Genomic DNA, 21,175 nt, shown 5'->3' on the forward strand with positions numbered 1-21,175 from the left:
GCGGGCTCACTTGTTCCAGTAAACAGCGTCGATCGTGAGCTTGACATCGCTGCCAGCCGCATTGCCGGTATAGGCATAGCGGTCGGCCAGCACAAAGCGGCCGAGGATGAGGGACAGATCCAGCTTGGGGTTCTTGCTGACAAAGTCCGCCACGGGGATGAGGACCTGGTGCCAGTTGCCGTCGTTGACATAGCCATAGCTGCCGCTGGCAATCTGCAGATAGGCTTCTTGCTGTACGCGGTCAGCGGTGTCGCTGATCAGGCCGATCTCGATCTTGCCGGGGTAGGTGGTCTTGATGCTGAAGCGCAGGCTGCCGTTGGCATAACCGGAGAGATTGGTGGTGACTTCGCTGCGCGACTGATACAGCATGCCCCAACCCCAGGTCTCGGGCTTGGGCTCCACTTCCAGGGCCTGCGGCCCATCGCCGGGTGCGAAGTCGGCCACCGACTGCCAGAAGGTTTTGACAAAGGGGTCGAATTGCAGGCCGGCCTCGCGCAGTTCGGAGCTGGTCGTGGCGTCGGCATAGATCACATAACGATCTTGGGCGACGGCAGGGTTGATCACGGCGGGCTGGAAGTAGACCGCGTCCGCATCGCTCAAGGAGGCGGTGGCCGGCTCGCTGGCGTCGCCGCTGGGCACCCATTGGGCGGCCGGGATCAGGTCCTTGATGGCGTAGCGCGCCTGGCGCTTCACATTGAACAAGCCCCATTTGTCGTCGCCTTGCTTCCAGGGCTCGTCAAAGGCTTCAAAGTAAAACACGGCCTTGGGGCCCGCGCCCGAACGGCCTTCGGCGGCCCAGGCGGCCAGTCGGTCCAGATACATTTTTTGATTGACGGGATGGGCGCGGAACTTCAGCTTGCCCACGTCGACCGCATTCCAGCCCGTCTCGCCGATGGTGATGGGCAGATCGGCCCGGCCCATTTGGTTCAAATGGTCCCGCGCCAGTTGGTATTGGCGGCGCGCTTCGGTGATGGCCGCGTCCATCATGGCTTTGGCGCGATCGGTCGCAGGCTTGTCGGTTTGGCGCCAGTCCCAGAGCTTGTCCACAAAGACGGTGTCCAATTCGGGGTAGGTGTGCAGGGAGGCAAAGTCGATCTGGTCCGTGACCACCGAGTTTTGCGCTCCGGCCCAGTAGGCATAGTTGTCGTCCGTGGTCAGGGGCTGGCTGATCTTGGCGCGCAGGGTTTTCAGATAGCCCGCCATGGTTTCGGGGCTGATGGGGTTGAGCGACCAGCTCACCATGTTCTCGTTGCCCACGCTGACGGCCAGCACGATATCGCTATAGCTATTGGCCAGATCGGCCGCACGGCTGAGCTGGGCCTGGTTGAAGCCTTCATTGCCGCTTTGCAGATAAACGCCCAGCTGGACCTTGATGTCCAAGTTGTATTTGCGGATGACTTGCAGCGTGCCGCGGCCGACCTTGTCGTCGCTGTCGAACAGGCGGATCAGGCCAAAGCCGGCCTGGATCAGCAGTTCCAAGTCCTGCTTGATATTGGCTTCGGGGATGGTCTCAGCGGCCAGGCCGGCCTCATTGACGGCCGTGCGGTAGGGCGAGTAAGCCACCGCCTTGCGGGCGTTGAACTGCGCACTCAAGGGCCTGACCGAGCTGTTGTGCAGATCGGGTGTGGAACCCCCGCCGCCGCAAGCAGCCAAGCTCAGGGTCAAGGACAAGGCCAGGCCGGCTGCCAGCAGCCGACGCAGGGGATGGATCAATCGAAGGAATTTCATGGTGCTAGCCTTGATCTGTGTCGGGTCAGAACACGTAGAGGGCGCCGAGCCCGAACCAGTTCCCGTTGCTGCTCACACGGGAGTCGACATTGGTGAAGGCCGAGTTGCCCGGCATGGACATGGGCGAAAGCCCTTTGCGGCCGTAATGCACCATGCCCGCCATGCCGTAGACCTGCAGGCCCTCGAGCACCGTGTAGTTCAGGCCCACCGTGTTGACCAAGGCCGAATTGCTTTGGCCGCGTTCGCTGGGGTTTTTGGTGCTGGCGGTGCCCAGGTAAGCGAGGCCGGTGTGGGCCGTCCAGGCGCCGAGTTTGTAGCGCAGGCCGGCCATCAGATCGACGGATACGGCGGCATAGCCGGGGTTGTTGACCCGCAGCGTGGTCCCATCGGCTTGCGGGAAGTCCAGGGCGCCACCCCAGTCCACATTGAAGGGGTTGTTCCAGAGGTCATTCGGCGGACCTTGGGTCGTGATCACCGCATGGGCGCCGCTCCAGCGATTGCGTCGCAGGCCGCCGCTGATTTCGATGCGCGAGTCGATGTTGTAACGCGCCATCACCATGGCAATGCTCTGGCCGGAAGGGCCTAGCTTGACGTCGTCGGCAGGGAAGGGGGTCAGGCTTTTGAAGGGGCCATGGCCCCAGGCTTGCGGGTTGCCGTTGCGGGCGTCTTGGTAAAAGGCGTCCACCACCAACTCACCCTTGTGAAACTGGGCGTAGAGCTCCCAGAAGCGGGGCTTGTTGATCTTGAAGGCGGTGTTGCCGCGGTCGTAGGTGGCCTCCAGCACGAGGTCGCCATCCAGCACATCGAAGATGCGCGAGGTGTAGCGCACGGCCTGGCTGAGCAAGCCATAGCCTGCGCCCGAGGAGGCCCAGACATCGGCCACGCCGATATTGGTGCCGTAAGGGTAGTCGGCCACGCTCCAGGCGCGAGTACTCATGGCGCCTATGCGCAGGCTGCCGTAGTCCTCATGGCTGAGCGCGATATTGCGGTCGTACCAGAAGCCGGGAATGTCTTCCTTGCCATCGCGCCAACGCTGGCTGAGCAGGCCGGAGAGCTTGAAGCCTTTGCCGAGGTCAAACTTTGCGCCCAGCCAGGGCTCAAACAGGGTCACATGGGTGTTGCCTGCGCCGTAGGGTTTGTTGGCGCCGATCTGATCGGCCCAGGAGAACTGCTTGTCGGCCCCGGCCACCACCTGGCAGTTGTCGCAGTAGTTGGAGACCCGCAATGCCTCGGCCTTGGCGAATCCGGTCAGGCTGAAGGGGCCGAAATCAAAGGCCTGAGTGGCACCTGCGCCCGCCAGGCCCAGGGCCAGGACGGCCAAGCGCACTCGCGTTGCGGAAGGAAGCGGCCGGCGAGCCTGCTGAGGTCGGGACTGAGACGCAAGGGCCGTTGAGTCGGTGTGCATGGCGAGAGCGCCCGGGGGCGTGCTGTTGGTCTGAGGGTTGGGGGCTTCAAGAGCCAAGCCTGGCTTGTTCGTGAAAGCGCTTTCAAAGCATATGGCATGCGGATCGATCCGGTCAACGCCCGCAATTCAGTATTTTCCCCATGCTGGTGCGCCTTGTTTCATTTCAGTGCGGGTAAACCTGAGGATGAAAATTGAAAGCGCTTTCAATATCATTGTGGCCAGACGCGCAAATTTGCGTGTAAGGACCGAACGATGAAGTGCATTTCCCTGTTGGGCATGGCTTTGCTGCTGAGTGCGGGCCCGGCCTGTGCCGCTGGCGAAGGCCTGGTGAAGCTGGGTGCAGGCGCTTATGCCTCTGCGCCAAAAGGGGGCGACCCGGCCATGCCGGCGGCCAGCTTGCGCAGCGAAGCGATGCTGGCGCGCGCCGCGCCCACCAACCAGTGGTATTCCAGCCTGGTCTTCAATGCCACGCCCGAAGTCATCTACGCCCAGCCCCTGAGCTTCAAGGCCAGCAAATCAGGGTTTGAGATGGCCTTGCCCAGCAAACAGGTGGTCCCCACCGAGCGCCGGGATGTGGAGATCCATTACCCGCATCTGGACCCGCTGCGTATCGCGCCCGTGGCCTTTGACTTGGGCCAGGCCAAGTTGGCCAAGGCGACAGACTGGGCCATCGATGTGAGCATGGGCCAAGGTCAAGATCAGTTCCTTGCCACCATCGCCCACGGCAGCCCCTACGCCTTTTTCAGGATCTCGCGCGGCGATGTGCGGGTGCAACTTCCGCAAGCGGCCGAGCAACAAGCCATCGCCGCGGATCCGCGCGTGCTGGTCTTGCAGATCAAGGGCAAGCGCTATGCCTTGTTCGGCCCCAGCGGTGTGCGCTGGGAGCAGGCCTCCAAGCAGGAATGGCTGGCACATCTGCCCGAAGGCAAGGGCTATCTATCGGCAGCGGCCTTGCCAGATGGCAAGCCGGAGACCCTGGCCCTGTTGACCCGCCATGCTTACGCCTTTCTGGACGACACCCGGGTGGAGTGGCGTTATGAGCGCGAGAAAAGCCAGGTGGAAACGACGTATCGGGCCAGCGTCAAAGTGATGGAGGGGCCGGATCAGGGCAGCTTGCTGGGCTTGTATCCCCACCATTGGTTTGGCAATGCCTCGGTGCAGGGCAAGCTGGGCCCGGCCTATGACACCGTGCGGGGGGCCGTGCAGCTCTTGCCCGGCCATCAATTCAGCACTGTGCAGCGCTACACCTCTTTCGTGCCCTTTTGGCCCGGCATCAAGAACTCACCGCGCCTGGAGGAGTTGGGCGAGCACATGGCCAAGGACTTGCGCGAGGCCCGCCGCATGATGCTGCAAGAAGGCGATGACGCTTACTGGCAGGGCAAAGGTCTGCAGCGCACCCTGATGCTGCTGGACGTGTTTGAGCAGCAAGGCGATCTGAAGGGCCGCGACAAGCTGCTGGAGATGATGAAAAAGCGCATCGAGGAATGGTTCTCGGGCGAGAGCCGCAAAAACTATTTCCACTACAACCGCGCCCTGGGCGCCGTGGCCAGCTACCCGGAAAACGCCTTCTTCACCGTTGCCCAGATCAACGACCACCATTTCACCTACGGCTACTGGATTCGGGTGGCGGCCGAAATCGCCCTGCGCGACCCCGCCTGGGCGGCCAAGGAGCAATGGGGCGGCATGGTGGACCTGTTGGTGGCCGATATCGCCACGGCCGAGCGGGGCCGGGCCGACTTCCCCTTTTTGCGCAACTTCGATCCCTACGAAGGCCATTCCTGGGCCTCCGGCATCGGCCTGGGCTCCCTGGGCAATAACCAGGAGTCTTCCTCCGAGGCCATCAATGCCTGGGCTGCTTTGATCCTCTGGGGCGAGGTCACCGGCAGGCGCGAGTTGCGCGATCTGGGGGTCTACCTCTACACCACCGAGGCCAAGGCCATCGACCATTACTGGTTCGACGTGCACAAGCTGGTATTCCCGCCCGAATACAAAAACGTCGAGGTCAGCCAGGTCTTTGGCGGCGCCTACAAGCACAACACCTGGTGGACCGACGAGCCCCGCCAGATCAAGGGCATCAATCTGCTGCCCATCACCACGGCCTCGACCTATCTGGCGCGCGACCCTGCCTATGTGCAGCGCAATCTGGATACCTTGCCGGGTGACACGGCGATTTACGAGGCCCGCGGCAGCAAGCCCAAGAACCCGCCGCCGGCCGATATCTGGCAAGACATCTTTGCCAAGTACCAGGCCCTGGTCGACCCCAGCAAGGCGCAAGCCCAGTGGAATCGCTGGGGCAGTTTCGAGCTGGGCGACTCGCGCACCCACAGCTTCCACTGGATGCTGAGCCTGCAAGAAATGGGCAGCCCCGACTTCAGCGTGACGGCCGACACCGCGCTCTACGCGGTCTTCAAACGCGCCGATGGGCGCAGGACTTATCTGGCCTTTAACCCCGGCCCCGAGCCCTTGACCGTGAACTTCAGCGACGGACGCTCGCTGCAAATTGCTCCCCGTGCCCTGGGCCAAATCCGCTGACACCCCAGCCGGCCCGCAGCGCGCTTCAACTGAACCTCAAAACAATAGGACGACAAATCATGACTTCCGCACCCAAGCACTTCCCCCTGTCTTTGCTGAGCCTCGGCCTGGTCTTGCTGGTTTCGGCCTGCGGCGGAGGAGATGCCTTGCCGCCCGGTTCGTCCACCGTGATTCCTGCAGCGCCGGGTGCCGACACGATCGCCCCGGTGCTGAGCATCAGCAGCAGTGCCGCAGGCAGCACAGCCACCGGCGATGTGACCTTCACCTTCAGCTTCAATGAATCGGTGGGTACGAGCTTCAGCGCCGACGACATCGTGGTGACGGGCGGCAGCAAGGGTTTGTTCTTCATGAAAGACACCAACACCGCCACCCTGGTGGTGACGCCCACGCCCAACTCGGCCGGCAGCATCAAGGTCTCGGTTCCGGCCCTGGCCTATCAAGATGCCGCCGGCAATACCAATAGCACCAGCGCTGAATTCAGCCAGGCCTACAACACCAAGCCGCCAACGCCGGGCTCCACCGGCAACTGCACCGCCGCACCCTGCATAGGCTTTGAGGCCGCCGGCATGGCCATGGTGGCTTTTGGTGGCCTGGATGCCAGCGTCATCACCGATCCGGCCCTGGCCAGCAACAAGCTGGTGAAGCTGCTCAAAGTGGCGGCCAACGAGACCTGGGCCGGCGCGACGGTCGACCCCAGCGGCACGGGCGCTGCGACGGTGCCGGAGTTTGCCTTTGCCAGCAACAAAAAAGTCACTCTGCGCGTGTACTCGCCCGCGGTGGGCGAGGTGATGATGCTCAAGGTGGAGAACGCCGCCGATGCCTCGGTCTTCATGGAATCGCAGGTCAAGACCACGGTGGCCGCGGATTGGGAAACCCTGACCTTCGACTTCGCCAACCCCAGCAATGGCAGCTTCGATGCCAGCAAGACCTATAACCGCGTCAGCATCTTCCCCCACTTTGGTGCCAAGGTCGCGGCCGATACCAGCTATCTGATCGACGAGCTGAACTACCAAACGGTGCAGCCCAGCGGCAACACGGGCAGCTGCACCAGCGCAAGCGGTCTGCAGTGCTATTCCTTCTCGGAGTCTGGCATGGGCTTCGCGCCCTTTGGCGGCGCACTGACGGCCAGCCTTGCCAGCGATCCGGTGGCCAGCACACCGGCGAACGATGTGGCCAAGTTCGTCGTGGCCGCGGGTGATCCGGGCTGGGCAGGCGCCACCGTCAAGCCCGCGAGCGCCATGCCCGCGTTGGTGTTTGGCAGCAGCAAGCTCGTGACGCTGCGGGTCTACTCACCGGCAGCCGGTCGGGTGGTCTTGTTGAAATTTGAGAACAGCGCCAATTCGGGGCAGAACTTCCAGATCGCTGCCAAGACGACGGTGGCCAATCAATGGGAGACCCTCACATTCGACTACGCGGCCTTGGGCACAGGCGACGCGGGCAGCTTCCCGCACGCCAGTGGCATTTATGACGCGGCGCTTAGCTACAACATGGTCAGCATCTTCCCGGACTTCGCCACCTCCGACCCCAAGCCCCATGGCGCCGGGACCTACTACTTTGATGAACTCAAGTACCCGGTCGCAGTCGCCCCCGTCAACACCGGCACGCTGGTGTTCTCGTCTGGCTTCAAGGCCGGCAATCTGACCAATGAAGGCGGTGCCTACTACGGTTTTTCCGGCAGCGATTTGGATGGCTGGAATTGCACCGGCGGCCCGTCCTGGTGCGGCAATGGCGGCAATAACGACGGCACGGCCAATAGCAATTTCTACCAGTACTACCAGACCTCGCCTAACCCAGCGAGCTTGGGTCTGTACGTTGGCCTGGCGGTGCAAGGCCCGGGTGTCGCTGCGCTCAACACCACGGGTGACACGGTCGGAGGCTTGAGCATCAGCGGCCAGACCAAGCTCAACTTCAACTTCAACCAGAACCCGGAGTGGGCGGCCAGCGCCACCAAGAACTTCGGGGTGAAGATGATCATGGGCAAGTATTACAACGTCGGCAGTGCCAGCGCCCCGGCCGCCTGCAACATCACCTTGTTGGCGGTGGTCACGCCCTCGAACAGCACGGGTGCGACGGCCGCCTATTCGATTCCGCTGAGCTCCTTCAATGTGATCCAGAACTGCGGCACGTCCATCAGCACGGCGGCTGCTGCCCTGGCCAGCGCCAAGGTGGTCAGCATCACTTTTGAAGGTGATGGCGGTACGGCGGCCTTGGGCTCGAGCCCCAAGACCGGTGCCAACCTCACCGTGCCCCAGGCCGGGGTAAGCCCAGCGGTCTACCCGACCACGGTCAATGTGAGCGGCGCCATCACCTTCAACTAAATCGTCGATCCCGCTGGCCAGGTTCGATCGGGGAGTTCGAGCCCGGCCCTTTTTCCTCTTTTTCTTCTTCTTTCAATTCAAAGCCCGACATCAGCATCGGGCCAATTTCATGAGCCATGAGTTTTCCACCAGCAGCTTGCTGGATCTCGCCCGCCGGTTTCCGCCCGACTTCGTCTGGGGCGTGGCCACCAGTGCTTTTCAGATCGAGGGTGCCGCCCAGGAGGACGGCAAGGGCGAGTCGATCTGGGATCGCTTTTGCCGCCAGCCCGGTGCGATTGCCGACGGCAGCAATGGCGATGTGGCCTGCGACCATGTGCATCGCCTGGAAGAAGACCTGGACTTGATCGCCGCTTTGGGCGTCAGCGCTTACCGTTTTTCGGTGTCCTGGCCGCGGGTCCAGCCCCTGGGTTCGGGAGCCTGGAATCCCAAGGGCCTGGCCTTTTACGACCGCTTGGTCGACGGCCTGATCCAGCGTGGCATCAAGCCCACCATGACCCTGAATCACTGGGATCTGCCCCAGGCCTTGCAAGACCAAGGCGGTTGGGCGAACCGCGACACGGTGGCGCATTTTGTCGAGTACGCCCTGGGCATGCACCGCTGGCTGGGCAATCGCGTCGCCGCCATCACCACGCACAACGAACCTTGGGTGATCGCTGTGCTCGGCCATGAACAAGGCATTTTTGCCCCTGGCTTGAAGAGCCGGGCCACCGCCATGCAGGTCACCCACCATCTGCTGCTCAGCCATGGCCTTGCCTTGCAAGCCCTGCGGGCCGAGGGCTGCCGGGCCGATCTGGGCATCGTGCTCAATCTCTCGCACACCTATCCGGCCACCGACACGCCCGAAGACCGTGCGCAGGCTGTGCTGGACGACGGCTGTTTGCTGCGCTGGTATGTGGACCCCTTGCTGCGCGGCAGTTACCCCGAGGACATCTGGGCTCATCTAGGCGCGGACGTGCCCCAGGTTCAGGCGGGCGATATGGCGGCGATTGCGACGCCGCTGGACTTTCTGGGCATCAACAACTACTCCCGTCATATGGCCAGCGCCGACAAGAGCTTTGATGTCAAGAAGAGCGGCCTGCCCCTGACCGAGATGGGCTGGGAGATCTACCCCCAGGGCCTGAGCGATCTGCTGCTGCGCCTGCACAAAGACTATGTGCTGCCGCCCACCTTCATCACCGAGAACGGCGGTGCTTTCGCCGACGAGATGAGGCAGGGCGAGATCCATGATGTGGACAGGCAGCGCTATATCGCTGAGCACATCGCAGCCGTTGCCGCGGCGCTTCAACAAGGGGTGCCCATGGCGGGCTATATGGTGTGGAGCTTGCTCGACAACTTCGAATGGGCTTCGGGCTATGCCAAGCGCTTTGGCATCGTCCATGTGGACTACAGCAGCCAAAAGCGCACCCCCAAGCTGAGCGCCCATTGGTACCGGGCCTTTCTTTCGCAGTGGCGGGCCCTGCAGACCTGAGGGCCCTTCCTCAAGCCTAGGGACAGGCCCTGGCTTGGGGCTTGAACAATGTGGGCTGCCGGCCCGTCTTGCCTTGTCAATCAGCAGGCAAGGGCGATACTCGCCCATGGTGGCCTCGAACATCGCTGGACTCGGGCCGCCCTGAGCTGAGTCTTGTGCGCATTGTTCGGGAGTTTGCCCATGAGTTTTCTGCCGCAATACGAGAACGATCTGTTTGTCAGTTATCGGCGCGCGGCGAATGATTCGCCCGACCGTTGGGTCGATAGCTTTTGCAGCAATCTGCGCTCGGAACTGCGCGACCGCGTCGGCGATGTGGCAATCTGGCGGGACACCGCCGAGCTGCGTTCCGGCGAAACCTGGCGCAAGGAGATTGCCGAGGCCCTGGAGTCCACCGGCATTTTCCTGGCCCTGATCTCGCGCACCTACTTTGACAGCGACGAATGCCGCAAGGAGCTGGATCGCTTTCTCGGCCGCTTGAAAGCCGTGGGTGGGCGGGACAGCTGCAAACTCGTTCCCATCTACAAACACCCCAGCCGCAGCCAGGACGAATTGCCGGCCGAGTTGCGCGAAATCGGCCATCATGAGTTCTTCATCCAGGAGGCCAATAGCTGGCGCGAGCTGGACCCCAAGCGCGATTCCGACGACTACTGGGAACGCATGAGCCGCATGGTCCAAGACCTCACCGTGGCGCTGGAGGAGCTCTTAGGTCGGCAGCAGCGCCAGGCCTTGGGCCGGGTGTTTGTGGCCAGGGTGGGGCCTGAGCTTTCGCAGGAACGCGAGCGCCTGCGCAGCGATCTGCGCCAGCGCGGCTATCTGGTCCTGCCCGAGAAGGAGTATTTGTGGAACGCCGATGACTGCTTGCAGCGCATCACGGCCGATCTGGATCAGGCCTTGCTGGCCGTGCATCTGGTGGCGCGCAGCGAGTCGGTGGAGCCACAGACGGCCCAGCGCGACCGCCAGCAGCTGGAGTTAGCCCATGCCCGCATGCAGGCCCGAGGCATGAGCCCACCCCTGGTCTGGATACAGCCCGGCGCCAGTACCGCGCCCGACAAGCAGGGCCTGGTGGACTTCATCGAGCAAGAGCTGGCCAACGAGGGCGTGGACTATCTGCAAGGCAGCTTGGAAGAGCTGAAGACGCAGATGTTGGACATGCTGCCCAAGCCCCAGCAGGAGGCGCCGCGCTTGCCCCTGGACATGGCGGTGCTGGTGGAAACCGGCGATCTGCCCGCCCTGGCCGCGCTGAAGAGCCGCTTGGTCGACAAACTGGGCGTGGAGCCCCGGCCCATCAAGTTCAGCGGCAGCAAGCCGCTAGACCTGGAGCGTCTGCAGCGCACTTTGCAAGCCTGCCCACAGGCGCTGATCTTCTGGGGCGCGCAGAGCGAGGAATGGGTTTACGACCTGCTTGATTTGCCCGAGCTAGCAGGGCATTTGGGAAAAAGCTCGCTCTGCGTCTACATCGTGGGCGAGGCCAGCGCGGAGAAGGCCGCTTTTCTCAGCGCCAAAGCCTTGGTGCTGCGTGAGGCGGCGGCGGAGTTGGCCGGGGCCGATCTGGCCGGCTTTGTGCAAAACGCGCGTCATGGCAATTCGAGTCGGGGTGAGGCATGAGCGAGGCGCTTGAAGCCGCAGAAGCGCTGCAGCGCCTGCTGGCAGCCAACCCCTTTCCCGGCCTGCGCAGCTTTGAGCCGACCGAGGCCGACCGATTCTTTGGCCGCGAGGGTCAGATCCAGGCCTTGCTGGAACGCCTGGCCCAGCAGCCCTTGGTGGCGGTGTCGGGCGCCTCGGGCTGTGGCAAATCCTCCCTGGTCAAGGCCGGCCTGCTGAACGAGCTCAAGCGCCGCCATCTGGAGGAGGACGAGGCCGAGTGGCGCGCCGTGCTGATGCGCCCCGGCATCCAGCCCATCGCCGCCTTGGCCAGCGCTTTGGCTCCAGTGCTGGAGCCCGGGCTGGATCCGAACCCAGCGGATTGCGCGCCATCGCCCGATGAGTTGAGCCCGGCCGAGCGCCGTCAGGCCTCGCTCTACGGTCAGCTGCGATTGGGCGGCATGGCCCTGGTGGAGCTGGTGCGGCGGGCCCAACTGCCGCCCGGGGTGCGGGTGCTGGTGGTGGTGGACCAATTCGAGGAGATTTTTCGTTTCAAACGCATGGCCGATGCCGAGGAAGCCAGCGCCTTCGTCAAGCTCTTGCTGCATGCGGTGGAGGAGGCGGGATCGCGCATCCGCGTGGTGCTGACCTTGCGCTCCGATACCTTGGGCGGTTGTGCCGACTTCCCCGGCCTGGCCGAGGCGGTCAGCGCGGGCGGCTATCTGGTGCCGCGCCTGAACCGCCAGCAGCGCAAGGACGCCATCATCAAGCCGGTGGCCTTGCGCGGCGCGCAGATTGCACCCCGCCTGGTGCAGCGCTTGCTGAGCGATGTCAGCTCGGACTTCGACGACTTGCCGGTGATGCAACATGCGCTCTCGCGCAGCTGGCAGCATTGGGCGCGCGATTGTGCAGGCAGCCGCCCCATCGATCTGCAGGACTACGAGGCCGTGGGTGGGGCGCAGGACGCGCTGTCCCGCCATGCCGACGAGGCGCTGGACTCGCTGGGGCCCCTGGGCCATGCGGGCGGCGCGGTGGAGCGGGTGTTTCGGGCGCTGACCGAGCGCATGGCCGAGGGCACCGAAGTGCGGCGACCCATCGAGTTGGCCCAGCTCTGCGCCATCTGCGCCGACCCAGGCCCTGGGCCCAGCCGTGGCCGCATGCTGCGCAAGCTGGTCGACAGCGACGTGGCAGCCGGGGCCACGATAGGCGAGGCCGAGGTGCTGGCGGTGATCGAGCGCTACCGCCGCAGCGACACGGCGTTTCTGCTGCCCGCCGCCGACCAAGTCTTGCAAGCCAATTCGGTGATCGACATCTCGCATGAGAGCCTGATTCGCCAATGGACGCGCTTGCGCGCCTGGGTGCTGGCCGAGGCCGAGGCCAAGGCTGCCTTGCTGCGCCTGGTGGCCGATGCCCGCGCCCAGCAGGAGGCCAATGGTGAGTTATGGCATGGCCGCAGCCTGGAGCGCGCCCGCGACTGGCTGCAGCGCAACCGACCCAATCCGGCCTGGGTGCGCCTGTGCACCGGGGGCAGCGAGGCCGAGGCCTTGGAACGCTTCCAAATGGTCAAGGCCTTTCTGGACAAGAGCGCCGAGGCGCAGGACAAGGAAAAGCGTCGCTCCCAAGGCATGCTTTGGAGCTTGCGCGGCCTGGCCTTGCTGGTGACCGGGGTGTCGCTGGCCGCCGCGCTCAATGGCAAGGCCTTGCATGAACAGGCGCTCTCGCGTGAATGGGGCGCCCGGGCCTTGTTGCAGATCACGCAAGACCCCGCCCGCAGTGCCGCCCTGGCCCTGGAGGCGGTGAACAAGGATGGCGGCAATGAGCGCGGCGAGTTTGCCCTGCGTCGCGCCATGGCCGCCTTGGAGCTGGCCCATACCGAGCGCATCGTCGACTTCCCCGAACCCTTGCTGGATGCGCGCTACAGCCCCGATCGCAAACGCGTGCTGGTGGCGGGCGAGCGCCAGCTCTGGGTGTTTGAGGACGAAGCGCTGCTGGCGGCCGCAGCCGCCGGGGCCAGCAGCAAACCCGAGGAGTTGCAGGCCTTGCATGTCAAGCTGCCCGAGCAGCTGGGCAAGCTGGGCCAGGCCTGGCTGTTGGACGATGGCCGCATCGTCGTGATGAGTCTGCGAGGCGAGGTGTTGCTGCTGGACGCCAAGGGCGCGGTGCAAGGCCAGGACTTGTGTGCCACCGGCTCGGTCGCCTGGGTGCTGGCGCTCAATCCAAAGTGGCCGGAACTGGCGCTGAGTTGCGTCAATGCCGATGGCTCCAGCGTCTTGTCGCGCTGGGACTTGGGCGGGCCCGGTGCCCAGCCGCAGCAGCAGCGCCTGCAGTCGGGCAGTGACTTCCCGGTGACGGCGCTGGTCTACACGCCGGATGGGCGCTTCTTCGCCTCGGGCGATAGCGCGGGGCAGCTGATGGTCTGGCGGCGCGATCAGGTCGATGGCCCGGCTTGGATAGGCGGCCAGAGCCAGCAAAAATCAGGCGCCAAGCGGGCGAGCCCCAGCTTTGGCCATAGCGCGGCGATCAATGAGCTGGTCTTCAGCTCCAGCCAAGCAGGCCTTTTGGCCAGCGCCGGCGATGATGGCTATGCCCGCGTCTGGCATCTGGATCTGGCGGCCGGGAGCTTGGCCGGGGGCGAGGCCGGCCTGCATCAGATGCACCACGAGCGCAGCGTCAGCCGGCTGCGCTTTCTGGACCGGGGGGACGACAAGAATCTGCTGCTCACCGTCTCCGACTGGCGGGTCAATCTCTGGAGCCATGAGAAGCGGCATGACGAGCGTCGGCACGATGATTGGGTCAATACCCTCGATGTCTCGGCCGTCGACGGCGAGTTGCTGGTGGCCTCCAGCCAGGATGGCACGGCGCGTGTTTGGTCTAGCCGCTCGACCGTGGCCCTGGCCCAGCTGCGCGGCCACACCAATCTGATCACCCGTGCCTTGTTGAATGAGCGCCGGGGCGAGCATCGCGTCATCACCAGCAGTCTGGACGGCAGCCTGCGCATCTGGCGCCTGAACGTGCCCCATCTCCTGATGGCCAGCAAGCGGCCACAAATCTCCTTTGCCCTGACGCCGCCCGGTGTCAAAGCCCTGGGCTCGGAGCGCCTGATCATGCTGTGCGGCGAGACCGGCAGCGAGGCCGGTGCCGACAGCGCGGCCTGCGCTTTCAGCACCTTGTCCGGACGGGTGGGCGAGGGCCTGGAGGAGGGCGTGGCCTCGGAGCATTTCGCCATGAAGCGCTCGGCACGCCAGCAAGCGGCCCAAGAGCAGGCCGGCCTGGGCAATATCAGCCACACCACCGACACCGCCAATTTCTCGGCCGATGGCATGCAGGCCCTGGTGTTCTCGCGCCAGTACAACATCTATTCCGAGCGCCAGCTCTGGACTTTTTCGCTGGAAGGCGAGGGCCAAAGCAAGCTGGCGCCGGCGTGGATGCAGGGCAGCCAGATGGCTTTGTTCGACCCGACGCAGGCGCAGCTGGCCTTGCTGGACAAGGAGGGCGGGCTGAAGTTCTGGCCCAGCGCCGCCCTGGCGCAGCAGGGCAGCGAGGCGCCGGGTCGGCCGCTGCTGGCCTTCAAGTGCGGGGACAGCAGTTGCGTGGGCCTGGCCCTGAGTCCCGATGGCCGCTGGATCGCCACGGCCGAGGGGGGCGTGGCGCGGCTGTGGGACCGCCAGCATGGCGGCCGCGAGCTGGCCAGGCTGGATCGGCATCAGGGCGATTTGCGCGACATCGCCTTCAGCCCCGACAGCCAGATGCTGGTGACGGCCAGCGCCGATCGCACGGCCCGGGTCTGGGATCTGAGCCCCTTGCTCAAACAAGCGGCCGATGCGCCGCCGCGGCAGGACCTGCCTTCGCGCCTGCTGGGCGGCGGCCACAGCAGCTCACTCAGCTCGGCCGCTTTCAGCCCCGACAACGCCTCGGTAGTGACGGCCGGCGCGGACGGCAGCATCCGCGTCTGGGACAGCCGCAGCGGCTTTGAGCGGGCGGCCCTGCTGGGCCGGCACCGTGGCAAGGTCAATCAGGCGGCCTTCCACCCGAATGGGCGCAGCATCATCTCGGTGGGAGACGATGGCACGGCCTTGATCAGCCCTTGCGAAGCCTGCGTCCTGCCGCTGGCCGAGCTGAAGGCCCGCGCCGCCCAGCAGCTGCAGCTGACCGAGGACGACAAGAACTGGCTGGCCGAGGTGACGAACCGCAAGCTGCGTGCTTACTGATTGATGCGCAGCCAGGTGGTCTTGAGCTCGGTGTACTTGTCGAAGGCGTGCAAGGACTTGTCGCGCCCATTGCCGCTTTGCTTGTAGCCACCGAAGGGCACGGTCATATCGTCCTCGTCATACTGGTTGACGTGCACCGTGCCGGCGCGCAAGGCGCGGGCGACGCGGTGGGCGCGGTCGATATGGCTGCTCCAGACACTGGCCTGCAGACCGTAGGCGCTGGCATTGGCCATGGCCACAGCCTCGGCCTCGGTCTTGAAGCGCAGCACGCTCATCACCGGGCCGAAGATTTCCTCGCGGGCGATCTTCATCGCAGGAGCCACGCCGTCGAACACCGTGGGTTCGACGAAGAAGCCGCCGCTCTCGCTGCGCGCTTGTTTGCCACCCACCAGGGCGCGAGCACCCTCGGCCAGACCTGAATCGATATAGCTCATCACCGTGCGCAGCTGGCCCTCGTCCACCAGAGCGCCCATGACGGTCTTGGCGTCCAGCGGGTCGCCGGCCTGGTATTTGGGCGCCTCGGCCGCGAGCAGCGCGACGAATTCATCGGCAATGCTCTCGTGCACCAGCACGCGGGAGGGCGCGTTGCAGCTCTCGCCCTGGTTGAAGAACATGCTGCCGGCCACCGTGGCGGCGGCGCGGGGCAGGTCGTCAAAGTCGGGAAAGACCAGAAAGGCCGACTTGCCACCCAGCTCGTTGTACACCCGCTTGAGGTTGGAGCGGCCCGCGTACTCCAGCATCTTGCGGCCCACCCGGGTGGAGCCGGTGAAGCCCACCGCGTCCACATCCATATGCAGGGCCAAGGCCTCGCCGGCCTCGTGGCCAAAGCCGGGCACGACGTTGAACACGCCCTCGGGCAGACCGGCTTCGATCGCCAGCTCGGCCAGGCGCAGCGCGGTCAGTGGGGATTTCTCGCTAGGTTTCAAGACCACCGAGTTGCCAGCGGCCAGGGCCGGGCCCAACTTCCAGGCCGACATGATCATGGGGTAGTTCCAGGGCACGATGGCGCCGATCACGCCCATGGGTTCGCGCTGGATCAGGGCCAGGGCATTCGCACCCGTGGGGGCGATCTCGTCGTAGATTTTGTCCACCGCTTCCGCATACCAGGCGATGCAGCGGGCAGCGGCGGGCACATCCACACTCAGCGAGTACTGGATGGGCTTGCCCATGTCCAGGGTCTCCAGCAGGGCCAGCTCCTCCTTGGCCGCCAGGATTTTGTCGGCGAATTTGAGCAGGATGCGCTTGCGCACGGCCGGTGGCTTGGCGGACCAGCGGCCGTCGTCAAAAGCGGCGCGGGCGGCTTGCACCGCGCGGTCGATATCGCTGGCCTGGCCGCGCGCGACCTGGCCCAGATTGCGGCCGTCGATGGGCGAGATGCAGTCGAAGGCGAGGCCTTCGACGCTGTTCACGCGCTGACCGCCGATGAAGGGGCGGCCATCGATGCGCAGTGCAGCGGCGCGGGCGTGCCAGTCAATGGCAGGGGATTTTGAGTTCATAAAGTGTTTAGAAGCTGACGACCACGGAGGTGCCCAGCAGGTGATTGGTCTTGGTGTAGCCACCGCTGCTGACATCGTAGAACACGGGCAGATCGGCCTGATCCAGGCGGTACTCGGCCTTGATGGTGGTGTTGCTGTTGAAGAGGTAGTTGAAGCCCAGGGCCAGGGCCCAGCGATTCGCGCCCTTATTGCAATCGGCGCTATAGCCGGCGCTGCAGTTCAGGGCCGGGTCGGGGCCCAGGCCGTTACGGCCATCGGCGCTGGAGTAGCCCAGCAAGCCGCCGCCATTCTTGTTGTTCTGGATGTAGTCGAAGCGGGCCACAGCCTCCCAGCGCGGAATGAATTTATAGGCCAGCAGGCCGGAGACGCCCCACCATTGCGCGTCTTGCAGGCTGCCGTCTTCGGCCGTGCTGATGGCGGCGTTCTTCTGGCGGCCAAAGCCGATCTGGCCTTGGGCGGTGAAGTCGCCGCGGATGAAGTAGCCGTCCACCTCGAACAGATCCAGATGCGAGTTGGGCTGGCTGATCACATTGCCATTGCCGTCCAGCACATTGCCGGAGAAATTGGCCACCTTGCCATGCACACCGGCGAAACCGAAGCCGTTGAACTCGCCTTTGGCGTAGTCCACCCGGTAGGCCAGCATGGGGGAGCGAGAGCCTTGCGGGGTCTTGGTCGCGTTCATATTGCCGAGCACGGCCTTCATCTGCCACTTGCCGCGGGTGATGTCAAAACCAGCGGCGGTGTAGGCACTGGGTTCGGTGAAGTCCAAGAGCAGGCCGCGGGTGACCAGCTTGGTGGTGGTGGGCTGCACATACTCATAACCCGACCAATCGGGGATTTGACCGGCGATGAAGCGGGTTTGCAGATCGCCCAGCGGGATGCTCACCGAGGCCTCATGCACGATGGAGAAGCCGCCGCTGTCCGAGATGGTGCCCGAGCCGCGATTGGGCATCAGGGTCAGGCGCCATTTGGTGCCGCCGTCCATTTCTTTCTGGAAGTCCAGGCTGGCCACGCCCATATAGCTGTTGTCGTAGTTGTAGCCGTCGTCGGACACGCGGTTCAGGAACTGCACACCGGCGCGGTTCTGGGCCTTGTTGTAGATGAAGGTGGGGTCGGCATAGCCGCTGATCTTGAGCTGCTTCAAGCCTTGGAACTCGACAGCGTCTTCCAGCGCCTCGGTCTTGACGGCGATGCGGTTGAAGTCCTGCACCTGTTGCTGGGTCATGCCCCATTGGGCTGAGCTTGGCGCCGGGGTGGCGGGCTTGGCCTCCACGGCCTTGAGCTTTTCCTCCAGCTGGCCGACCCGCTCGCGCAAGGCTCGCAGCTCTTTCAGCAAGTCCTCATTGCTTTGGGCCACGGCCGCGCTGGGGTAGGCCGCGGCCAAGGCCAGGCATAGGCTCAACAAGGCAGCGGTCTTGGCCTGGGGGCGAGAGTGCAAGGAGGCGATTTGCTTCATATGTTTTCTCCGCGGGTCGTGGTGTTTGGGGCTGAACAGGGGCTGAATAGGGGCAGGAAGGACGGGGGCTGGTCTCAGCCGGCGCTGCGTGCAGCGGCGGCCATTTCCAGATTGCGCCGGCGCTCGGCGCGGGCAATCGCATAGCTGGCGGCGATCACACCGATGGACACGATGAGGATGATGACCGTGGCCACCGCATTGATGCTGGGGCTCACACCCAGGCGGGCGCGCGAGAAGATCACCAGGGGCAAGGTAGTGGAGCCGGGCCCGCTGAGGAAGGCCGAGAGCACCACATCGTCCAGCGAGAGGGTGAAGGTCAAGAGCCAGGCCGAGAGCATGGACTGGGCAATCATGGGCAGGGTCACCAGGCGGAACACCTGCCAGGGCTTGGCGCCCAGGTCCATGGCGGCCTCCTCCAGCTGCGGGTTCAGCTCGGTCAGCCGGGCTTGGATCATCACGGTGGCATAGGCCATGCCCAGGAGCAAATGCCCCAGCCAGATCGTCATGGCACCTCGCTCCGGGAAGCCCAGGGCCCGCTGCATGGACACCAGCATCAGCAGCAGGGACAGGCCGATGATGACCTCGGGCATCACCAGGGGCGCGTTGACCATGCCGGTGAACAAGGTGCGGCCCTTGAAGCGCTTGTACTTGACCAGGGCAAAGGCGGCAAAACAGCCCAGCAGCACCGAGGCGCAGGCGGTCATGAAGGCGATCTCCAGCGAGAGCCGCAGGCCGCTCAGCACCTCTCGGTCCTCCAGCAGGGCTCCATACCATTTGAGGGTGAAGCCACCCCAGACCGCCGGGATCTTGGAGTCGTTGAAGGAGTAAAGAATCAGGGCAAGGATGGGCAGATAGAGGAAGACAAAGCCCAGGCCCAACCAGGTCCGCCCCACGGCGCGCGCCGTTTTGGGGCCAAAGATTGCGCGCTTCATCGTCCGCCCTCCTGGCTCTCGGCCTGGTATTTGCTGAACAAGGCCAGGGGCACCAGGATCAGCAAGACCATCACCACCGCCACCGAGGAGGCCATGGGCCAGTCGTTATTGCTGAAGAACTCGTCCCACAGCACGCGGCCAATCATCAAGGTCTGCGGGCCGCCCAGCAGCTCGGGGATGACGAACTCGCCGACGCAGGGGATGAAGACCAGCATGGAGCCCGCGATGATGCCGGCCTTGGACAGCGGCACGGTGACGCGCCAAAAAGCCGTCCAGGGTGTGGCGCCCAGATCGCTGGCGGCCTCCAGCAGGCGCAAATCCATCTTGGACAGATTGGCGTAGAGCGGCAGGATCATGAAGGGCAGATAGGTGTAGATCATGCCCACCACCAGGGAGAAGGGCGTGTGCATCAGATTGCCCAAGGCTGGGATCAAGCCGGCCGCCAAGAGCAGATGGTCCAGGCCCAGGAACTCGATGGCGTTAGCCACCCAGCCGTTCTCACCCAGCAGCCCTTTCCAGGCATAGACGCGCAGCAAGAAGCTGGTCCAGAAAGGCAGCATCACCAGCATCAGCAAGGCCGGCTGCAGGGTCAGGCGGGCGCGCGCCATGAAGTAGGCGAAGGGGTAGCCGATGAAGAGGCAGCCCAGGGTGGTGATGGCCGCGTACTTGAGGCTGGCCAGATAGGCCAGCACATAGAGATCGTCCTGGGTGATGAAGAGGTAGTTGCTGGTCTTGATGGCGATGCGGACCACGCCATCGGCATAGCTCATCAAGTCCTTGAAGTGCACCGTCTCCATCTCGGAGACGCTGATCTTCAGCACGATCAAAAAGGGCAGGGCGAAGAAGATCAGCAGCCAGGCATAGGGCAGGGCGATGACGGCGGTGCGCCCCCGCGCCAACCAGGTCATGAAGCGTTGCAGCGCCTTCATTGCGTCAGCACCACTTGGGCCGTGGGTGACCAGGAGGCCCAGACCTCCTGATCCCAGGTCAGCGGGTCATTGCGATAGCGCTCCAGATTGCTCTCGCTGACCTTGATGACTTGGCCGCTGGGCAGTTGCAGGTGGTAGACGGTGAAGGCGCCGAAGTAAGCCAGATTGCGCACCTTGCCCAAGACCTGGTTGAACTCACCCTCGGGCTTGTCGCAGCTCAGGCGTATCTTCTCGGGCCGCAAGGCCACGGCCACGGCCATGCCCTCCACGCCGGTGATGCCATGGCCCACATAGTGCTGGCAGTCGGCGCATTGGATGACGACGTGGTCGGGCTGATCGACGCTGAGCGAGCCCTCCATCATGTTCACATTGCCGATGAAATCGGCCACAAAACGCGTCGCCGGGGTCTCGTAAATGTCCACCGGCGCGCCGACCTGCAAGATGCGGCCCTCGCTCATCACCGCGATGCGGCTGGCCATGGTCATGGCTTCTTCCTGGTCATGGGTCACCATCACGCAGGTCACACCCACGTCTTCGATGATGCCCACGAGTTCGAGCTGAGTTTCCTCGCGCAGCTTTTTGTCCAGCGCGCCCAGAGGCTCGTCCAGCAGCAGCAGCTGCGGCTTCTTGGCCAGGCTGCGCGCCAGGGCCACACGTTGCTGCTGGCCGCCTGAGAGTTGATGCGGTTTGCGCTTGGCGAACTTGCCCAGCTGCACCAGCTTGAGCATGGACTCGACCCGGGCAGCGATCTCGTCCTTGGCCATGCCGTCACGGCGCAGGCCGAAGGCGATGTTGTCCCAGACGCTGAGGTGGGGGAAGAGCGCATAGCTCTGGAACATCATATTGATGGGCCGGGCATAGGGCGGCAGACCTGCCAGGTCCTGGCCGTTCAAGACGATGCGGCCGCTCGTCGGGGTCTCAAAGCCACCCAGCATGCGCAGCAAGGTGGTCTTGCCGCAGCCCGATGAGCCCAGCAAGGCAAAGATTTCGCCCTTGGCGATATCGATGGAGACGTTGTTGACGGCGATAGAGCCGCCGCCAAAGTCTTTGACCACGTTCTCGATGCGCAGATAGGCGTCGGCGCTGGTGGCAGGTTTGGCGGCTGTACTCATCGAGGGCTTC

At 64.3% G+C, this 21,175-nt stretch carries 13 protein-coding genes; 5 read left to right on the forward strand and 8 right to left on the reverse strand.

All coding sequences use genetic code 11. The features are described 5' to 3' along the window. Positions 1 to 6: 6 nt before the first annotated feature. Together DBR47_RS12115 and DBR47_RS12120 are read right to left on the reverse strand one after the other, a co-directional pair. Complete coding sequence (locus tag DBR47_RS12115; protein ID WP_124450348.1) at positions 7 to 1,728, reverse strand: hypothetical protein; 1,722 nt, start codon at positions 1,726 to 1,728, stop codon at positions 7 to 9. Between the two features lie 25 nt (positions 1,729 to 1,753). Further along, positions 1,754 to 3,055 carry a hypothetical protein gene (locus tag DBR47_RS12120; RefSeq protein WP_124450350.1) on the reverse strand — a complete coding sequence of 434 codons (1,302 nt, stop codon included), beginning with the start codon at positions 3,053 to 3,055 and terminating at the stop codon, positions 1,754 to 1,756. A 330-nt stretch (positions 3,056 to 3,385) separates the two neighbouring features. Here DBR47_RS12120 and DBR47_RS12125 point away from each other — a divergent pair, with 330 nt between their 5' ends. Next, positions 3,386 to 5,665: a glycosyl hydrolase gene (locus tag DBR47_RS12125; protein ID WP_124450351.1), complete on the forward strand. Its 2,280-nt coding sequence runs from the start codon at positions 3,386 to 3,388 to the stop codon at positions 5,663 to 5,665. Between the two features lie 59 nt (positions 5,666 to 5,724). Next, positions 5,725 to 7,983: an Ig-like domain-containing protein gene (locus DBR47_RS12130; RefSeq protein ID WP_124450353.1), complete on the forward strand. Its 2,259-nt coding sequence runs from the start codon at positions 5,725 to 5,727 to the stop codon at positions 7,981 to 7,983. On the opposite strand, the gene DBR47_RS25250 is transcribed toward DBR47_RS12130, so the two are convergent. Next, the gene (locus DBR47_RS25250; protein ID WP_255420777.1) at positions 7,976 to 8,101 is read right to left on the reverse strand and encodes a hypothetical protein; all 126 of its coding nucleotides are present in this window, start codon (positions 8,099 to 8,101) and stop codon (positions 7,976 to 7,978) included. The genes DBR47_RS12130 and DBR47_RS25250 overlap by 8 nt on opposite strands. Here DBR47_RS25250 and DBR47_RS12135 point away from each other — a divergent pair. The 3 genes from DBR47_RS12135 to DBR47_RS12145 all read left to right on the forward strand — a co-directional run bounded on the left by DBR47_RS12135 (position 8,093) and on the right by DBR47_RS12145 (position 15,240). Continuing rightward, entirely contained in the window at positions 8,093 to 9,451 is a 1,359-nt protein-coding gene (locus DBR47_RS12135) for a GH1 family beta-glucosidase (protein WP_124450355.1), read from the forward strand. The two genes, DBR47_RS25250 and DBR47_RS12135, sit on opposite strands and share 9 nt — an antisense overlap. A 180-nt stretch (positions 9,452 to 9,631) precedes the next feature. After that, positions 9,632 to 11,056: a toll/interleukin-1 receptor domain-containing protein gene (locus DBR47_RS12140; protein ID WP_124450357.1), complete on the forward strand. Its 1,425-nt coding sequence runs from the start codon at positions 9,632 to 9,634 to the stop codon at positions 11,054 to 11,056. After that, positions 11,053 to 15,240, forward strand: coding sequence for an AAA family ATPase (locus DBR47_RS12145; protein WP_124450359.1), 4,188 nt, complete (start codon positions 11,053 to 11,055; stop codon positions 15,238 to 15,240). The genes DBR47_RS12140 and DBR47_RS12145 overlap by 4 nt, the downstream gene beginning before the upstream one ends. Here DBR47_RS12145 and DBR47_RS12150 read toward each other — a convergent pair. The 5 genes from DBR47_RS12150 to DBR47_RS12170 form a co-directional block, all read right to left on the reverse strand. Then, positions 15,234 to 16,736, reverse strand: coding sequence for an aldehyde dehydrogenase (locus tag DBR47_RS12150; RefSeq protein ID WP_124450360.1), 1,503 nt, complete (start codon positions 16,734 to 16,736; stop codon positions 15,234 to 15,236). The two genes, DBR47_RS12145 and DBR47_RS12150, sit on opposite strands and share 7 nt — an antisense overlap. Positions 16,737 to 16,743: 7 nt before the next feature. Continuing rightward, positions 16,744 to 18,192, reverse strand: a complete 1,449-nt coding sequence (locus DBR47_RS12155; protein ID WP_124450362.1) for a DUF3138 family protein — start codon at positions 18,190 to 18,192, stop codon at positions 16,744 to 16,746. Positions 18,193 to 18,266: 74 nt separating this feature from the next. Continuing rightward, positions 18,267 to 19,124, reverse strand: a complete 858-nt coding sequence (locus tag DBR47_RS12160) for an ABC transporter permease (protein ID WP_124450365.1) — start codon at positions 19,122 to 19,124, stop codon at positions 18,267 to 18,269. Continuing rightward, on the reverse strand, positions 19,121 to 20,053 hold the full coding sequence (locus tag DBR47_RS12165; RefSeq protein ID WP_124450367.1) for an ABC transporter permease subunit: 933 nt from the start codon (positions 20,051 to 20,053) through the stop codon (positions 19,121 to 19,123). Before DBR47_RS12165 ends, DBR47_RS12160 begins: the two co-directional genes overlap by 4 nt. Further along, the gene (locus DBR47_RS12170; RefSeq protein ID WP_124450369.1) at positions 20,050 to 21,165 is read right to left on the reverse strand and encodes an ABC transporter ATP-binding protein; all 1,116 of its coding nucleotides are present in this window, start codon (positions 21,163 to 21,165) and stop codon (positions 20,050 to 20,052) included. Before DBR47_RS12170 ends, DBR47_RS12165 begins: the two co-directional genes overlap by 4 nt. Between the last annotated feature and the right edge of the window lie 10 nt (positions 21,166 to 21,175).

The organism is Paucibacter sp. KBW04 (assembly GCF_003852425.1).
Classification (GTDB): domain Bacteria; phylum Pseudomonadota; class Gammaproteobacteria; order Burkholderiales; family Burkholderiaceae_C; genus Paucibacter_A.

Excerpts from the sequence above, each read along its gene's own strand:
- DBR47_RS12145 (WP_124450359.1), top strand. The coding sequence starts at position 11,053 with ATGAGCGAGGCGCTTGAAGCCGCAGAAGCGCTGCAGCGCCTGCTGGCA.
- DBR47_RS12135 (WP_124450355.1), top strand. The coding sequence starts at position 8,093 with ATGAGCCATGAGTTTTCCACCAGCAGCTTGCTGGATCTCGCCCGCCGG.
- DBR47_RS12165 (WP_124450367.1), bottom strand. The coding sequence starts at position 20,053 with ATGAAGGCGCTGCAACGCTTCATGACCTGGTTGGCGCGGGGGCGCACC.
- DBR47_RS12140 (WP_124450357.1), top strand. The coding sequence starts at position 9,632 with ATGAGTTTTCTGCCGCAATACGAGAACGATCTGTTTGTCAGTTATCGG.
- DBR47_RS25250 (WP_255420777.1), bottom strand. The coding sequence starts at position 8,101 with ATGGCTCATGAAATTGGCCCGATGCTGATGTCGGGCTTTGAATTGAAA.
- DBR47_RS12170 (WP_124450369.1), bottom strand. The coding sequence starts at position 21,165 with ATGAGTACAGCCGCCAAACCTGCCACCAGCGCCGACGCCTATCTGCGC.
- DBR47_RS12125 (WP_124450351.1), top strand. The coding sequence starts at position 3,386 with ATGAAGTGCATTTCCCTGTTGGGCATGGCTTTGCTGCTGAGTGCGGGC.
- DBR47_RS12160 (WP_124450365.1), bottom strand. The coding sequence starts at position 19,124 with ATGAAGCGCGCAATCTTTGGCCCCAAAACGGCGCGCGCCGTGGGGCGG.
- DBR47_RS12150 (WP_124450360.1), bottom strand. The coding sequence starts at position 16,736 with ATGAACTCAAAATCCCCTGCCATTGACTGGCACGCCCGCGCCGCTGCA.
- DBR47_RS12130 (WP_124450353.1), top strand. The coding sequence starts at position 5,725 with ATGACTTCCGCACCCAAGCACTTCCCCCTGTCTTTGCTGAGCCTCGGC.
- DBR47_RS12155 (WP_124450362.1), bottom strand. The coding sequence starts at position 18,192 with ATGAAGCAAATCGCCTCCTTGCACTCTCGCCCCCAGGCCAAGACCGCT.
- DBR47_RS12115 (WP_124450348.1), bottom strand. The coding sequence starts at position 1,728 with ATGAAATTCCTTCGATTGATCCATCCCCTGCGTCGGCTGCTGGCAGCC.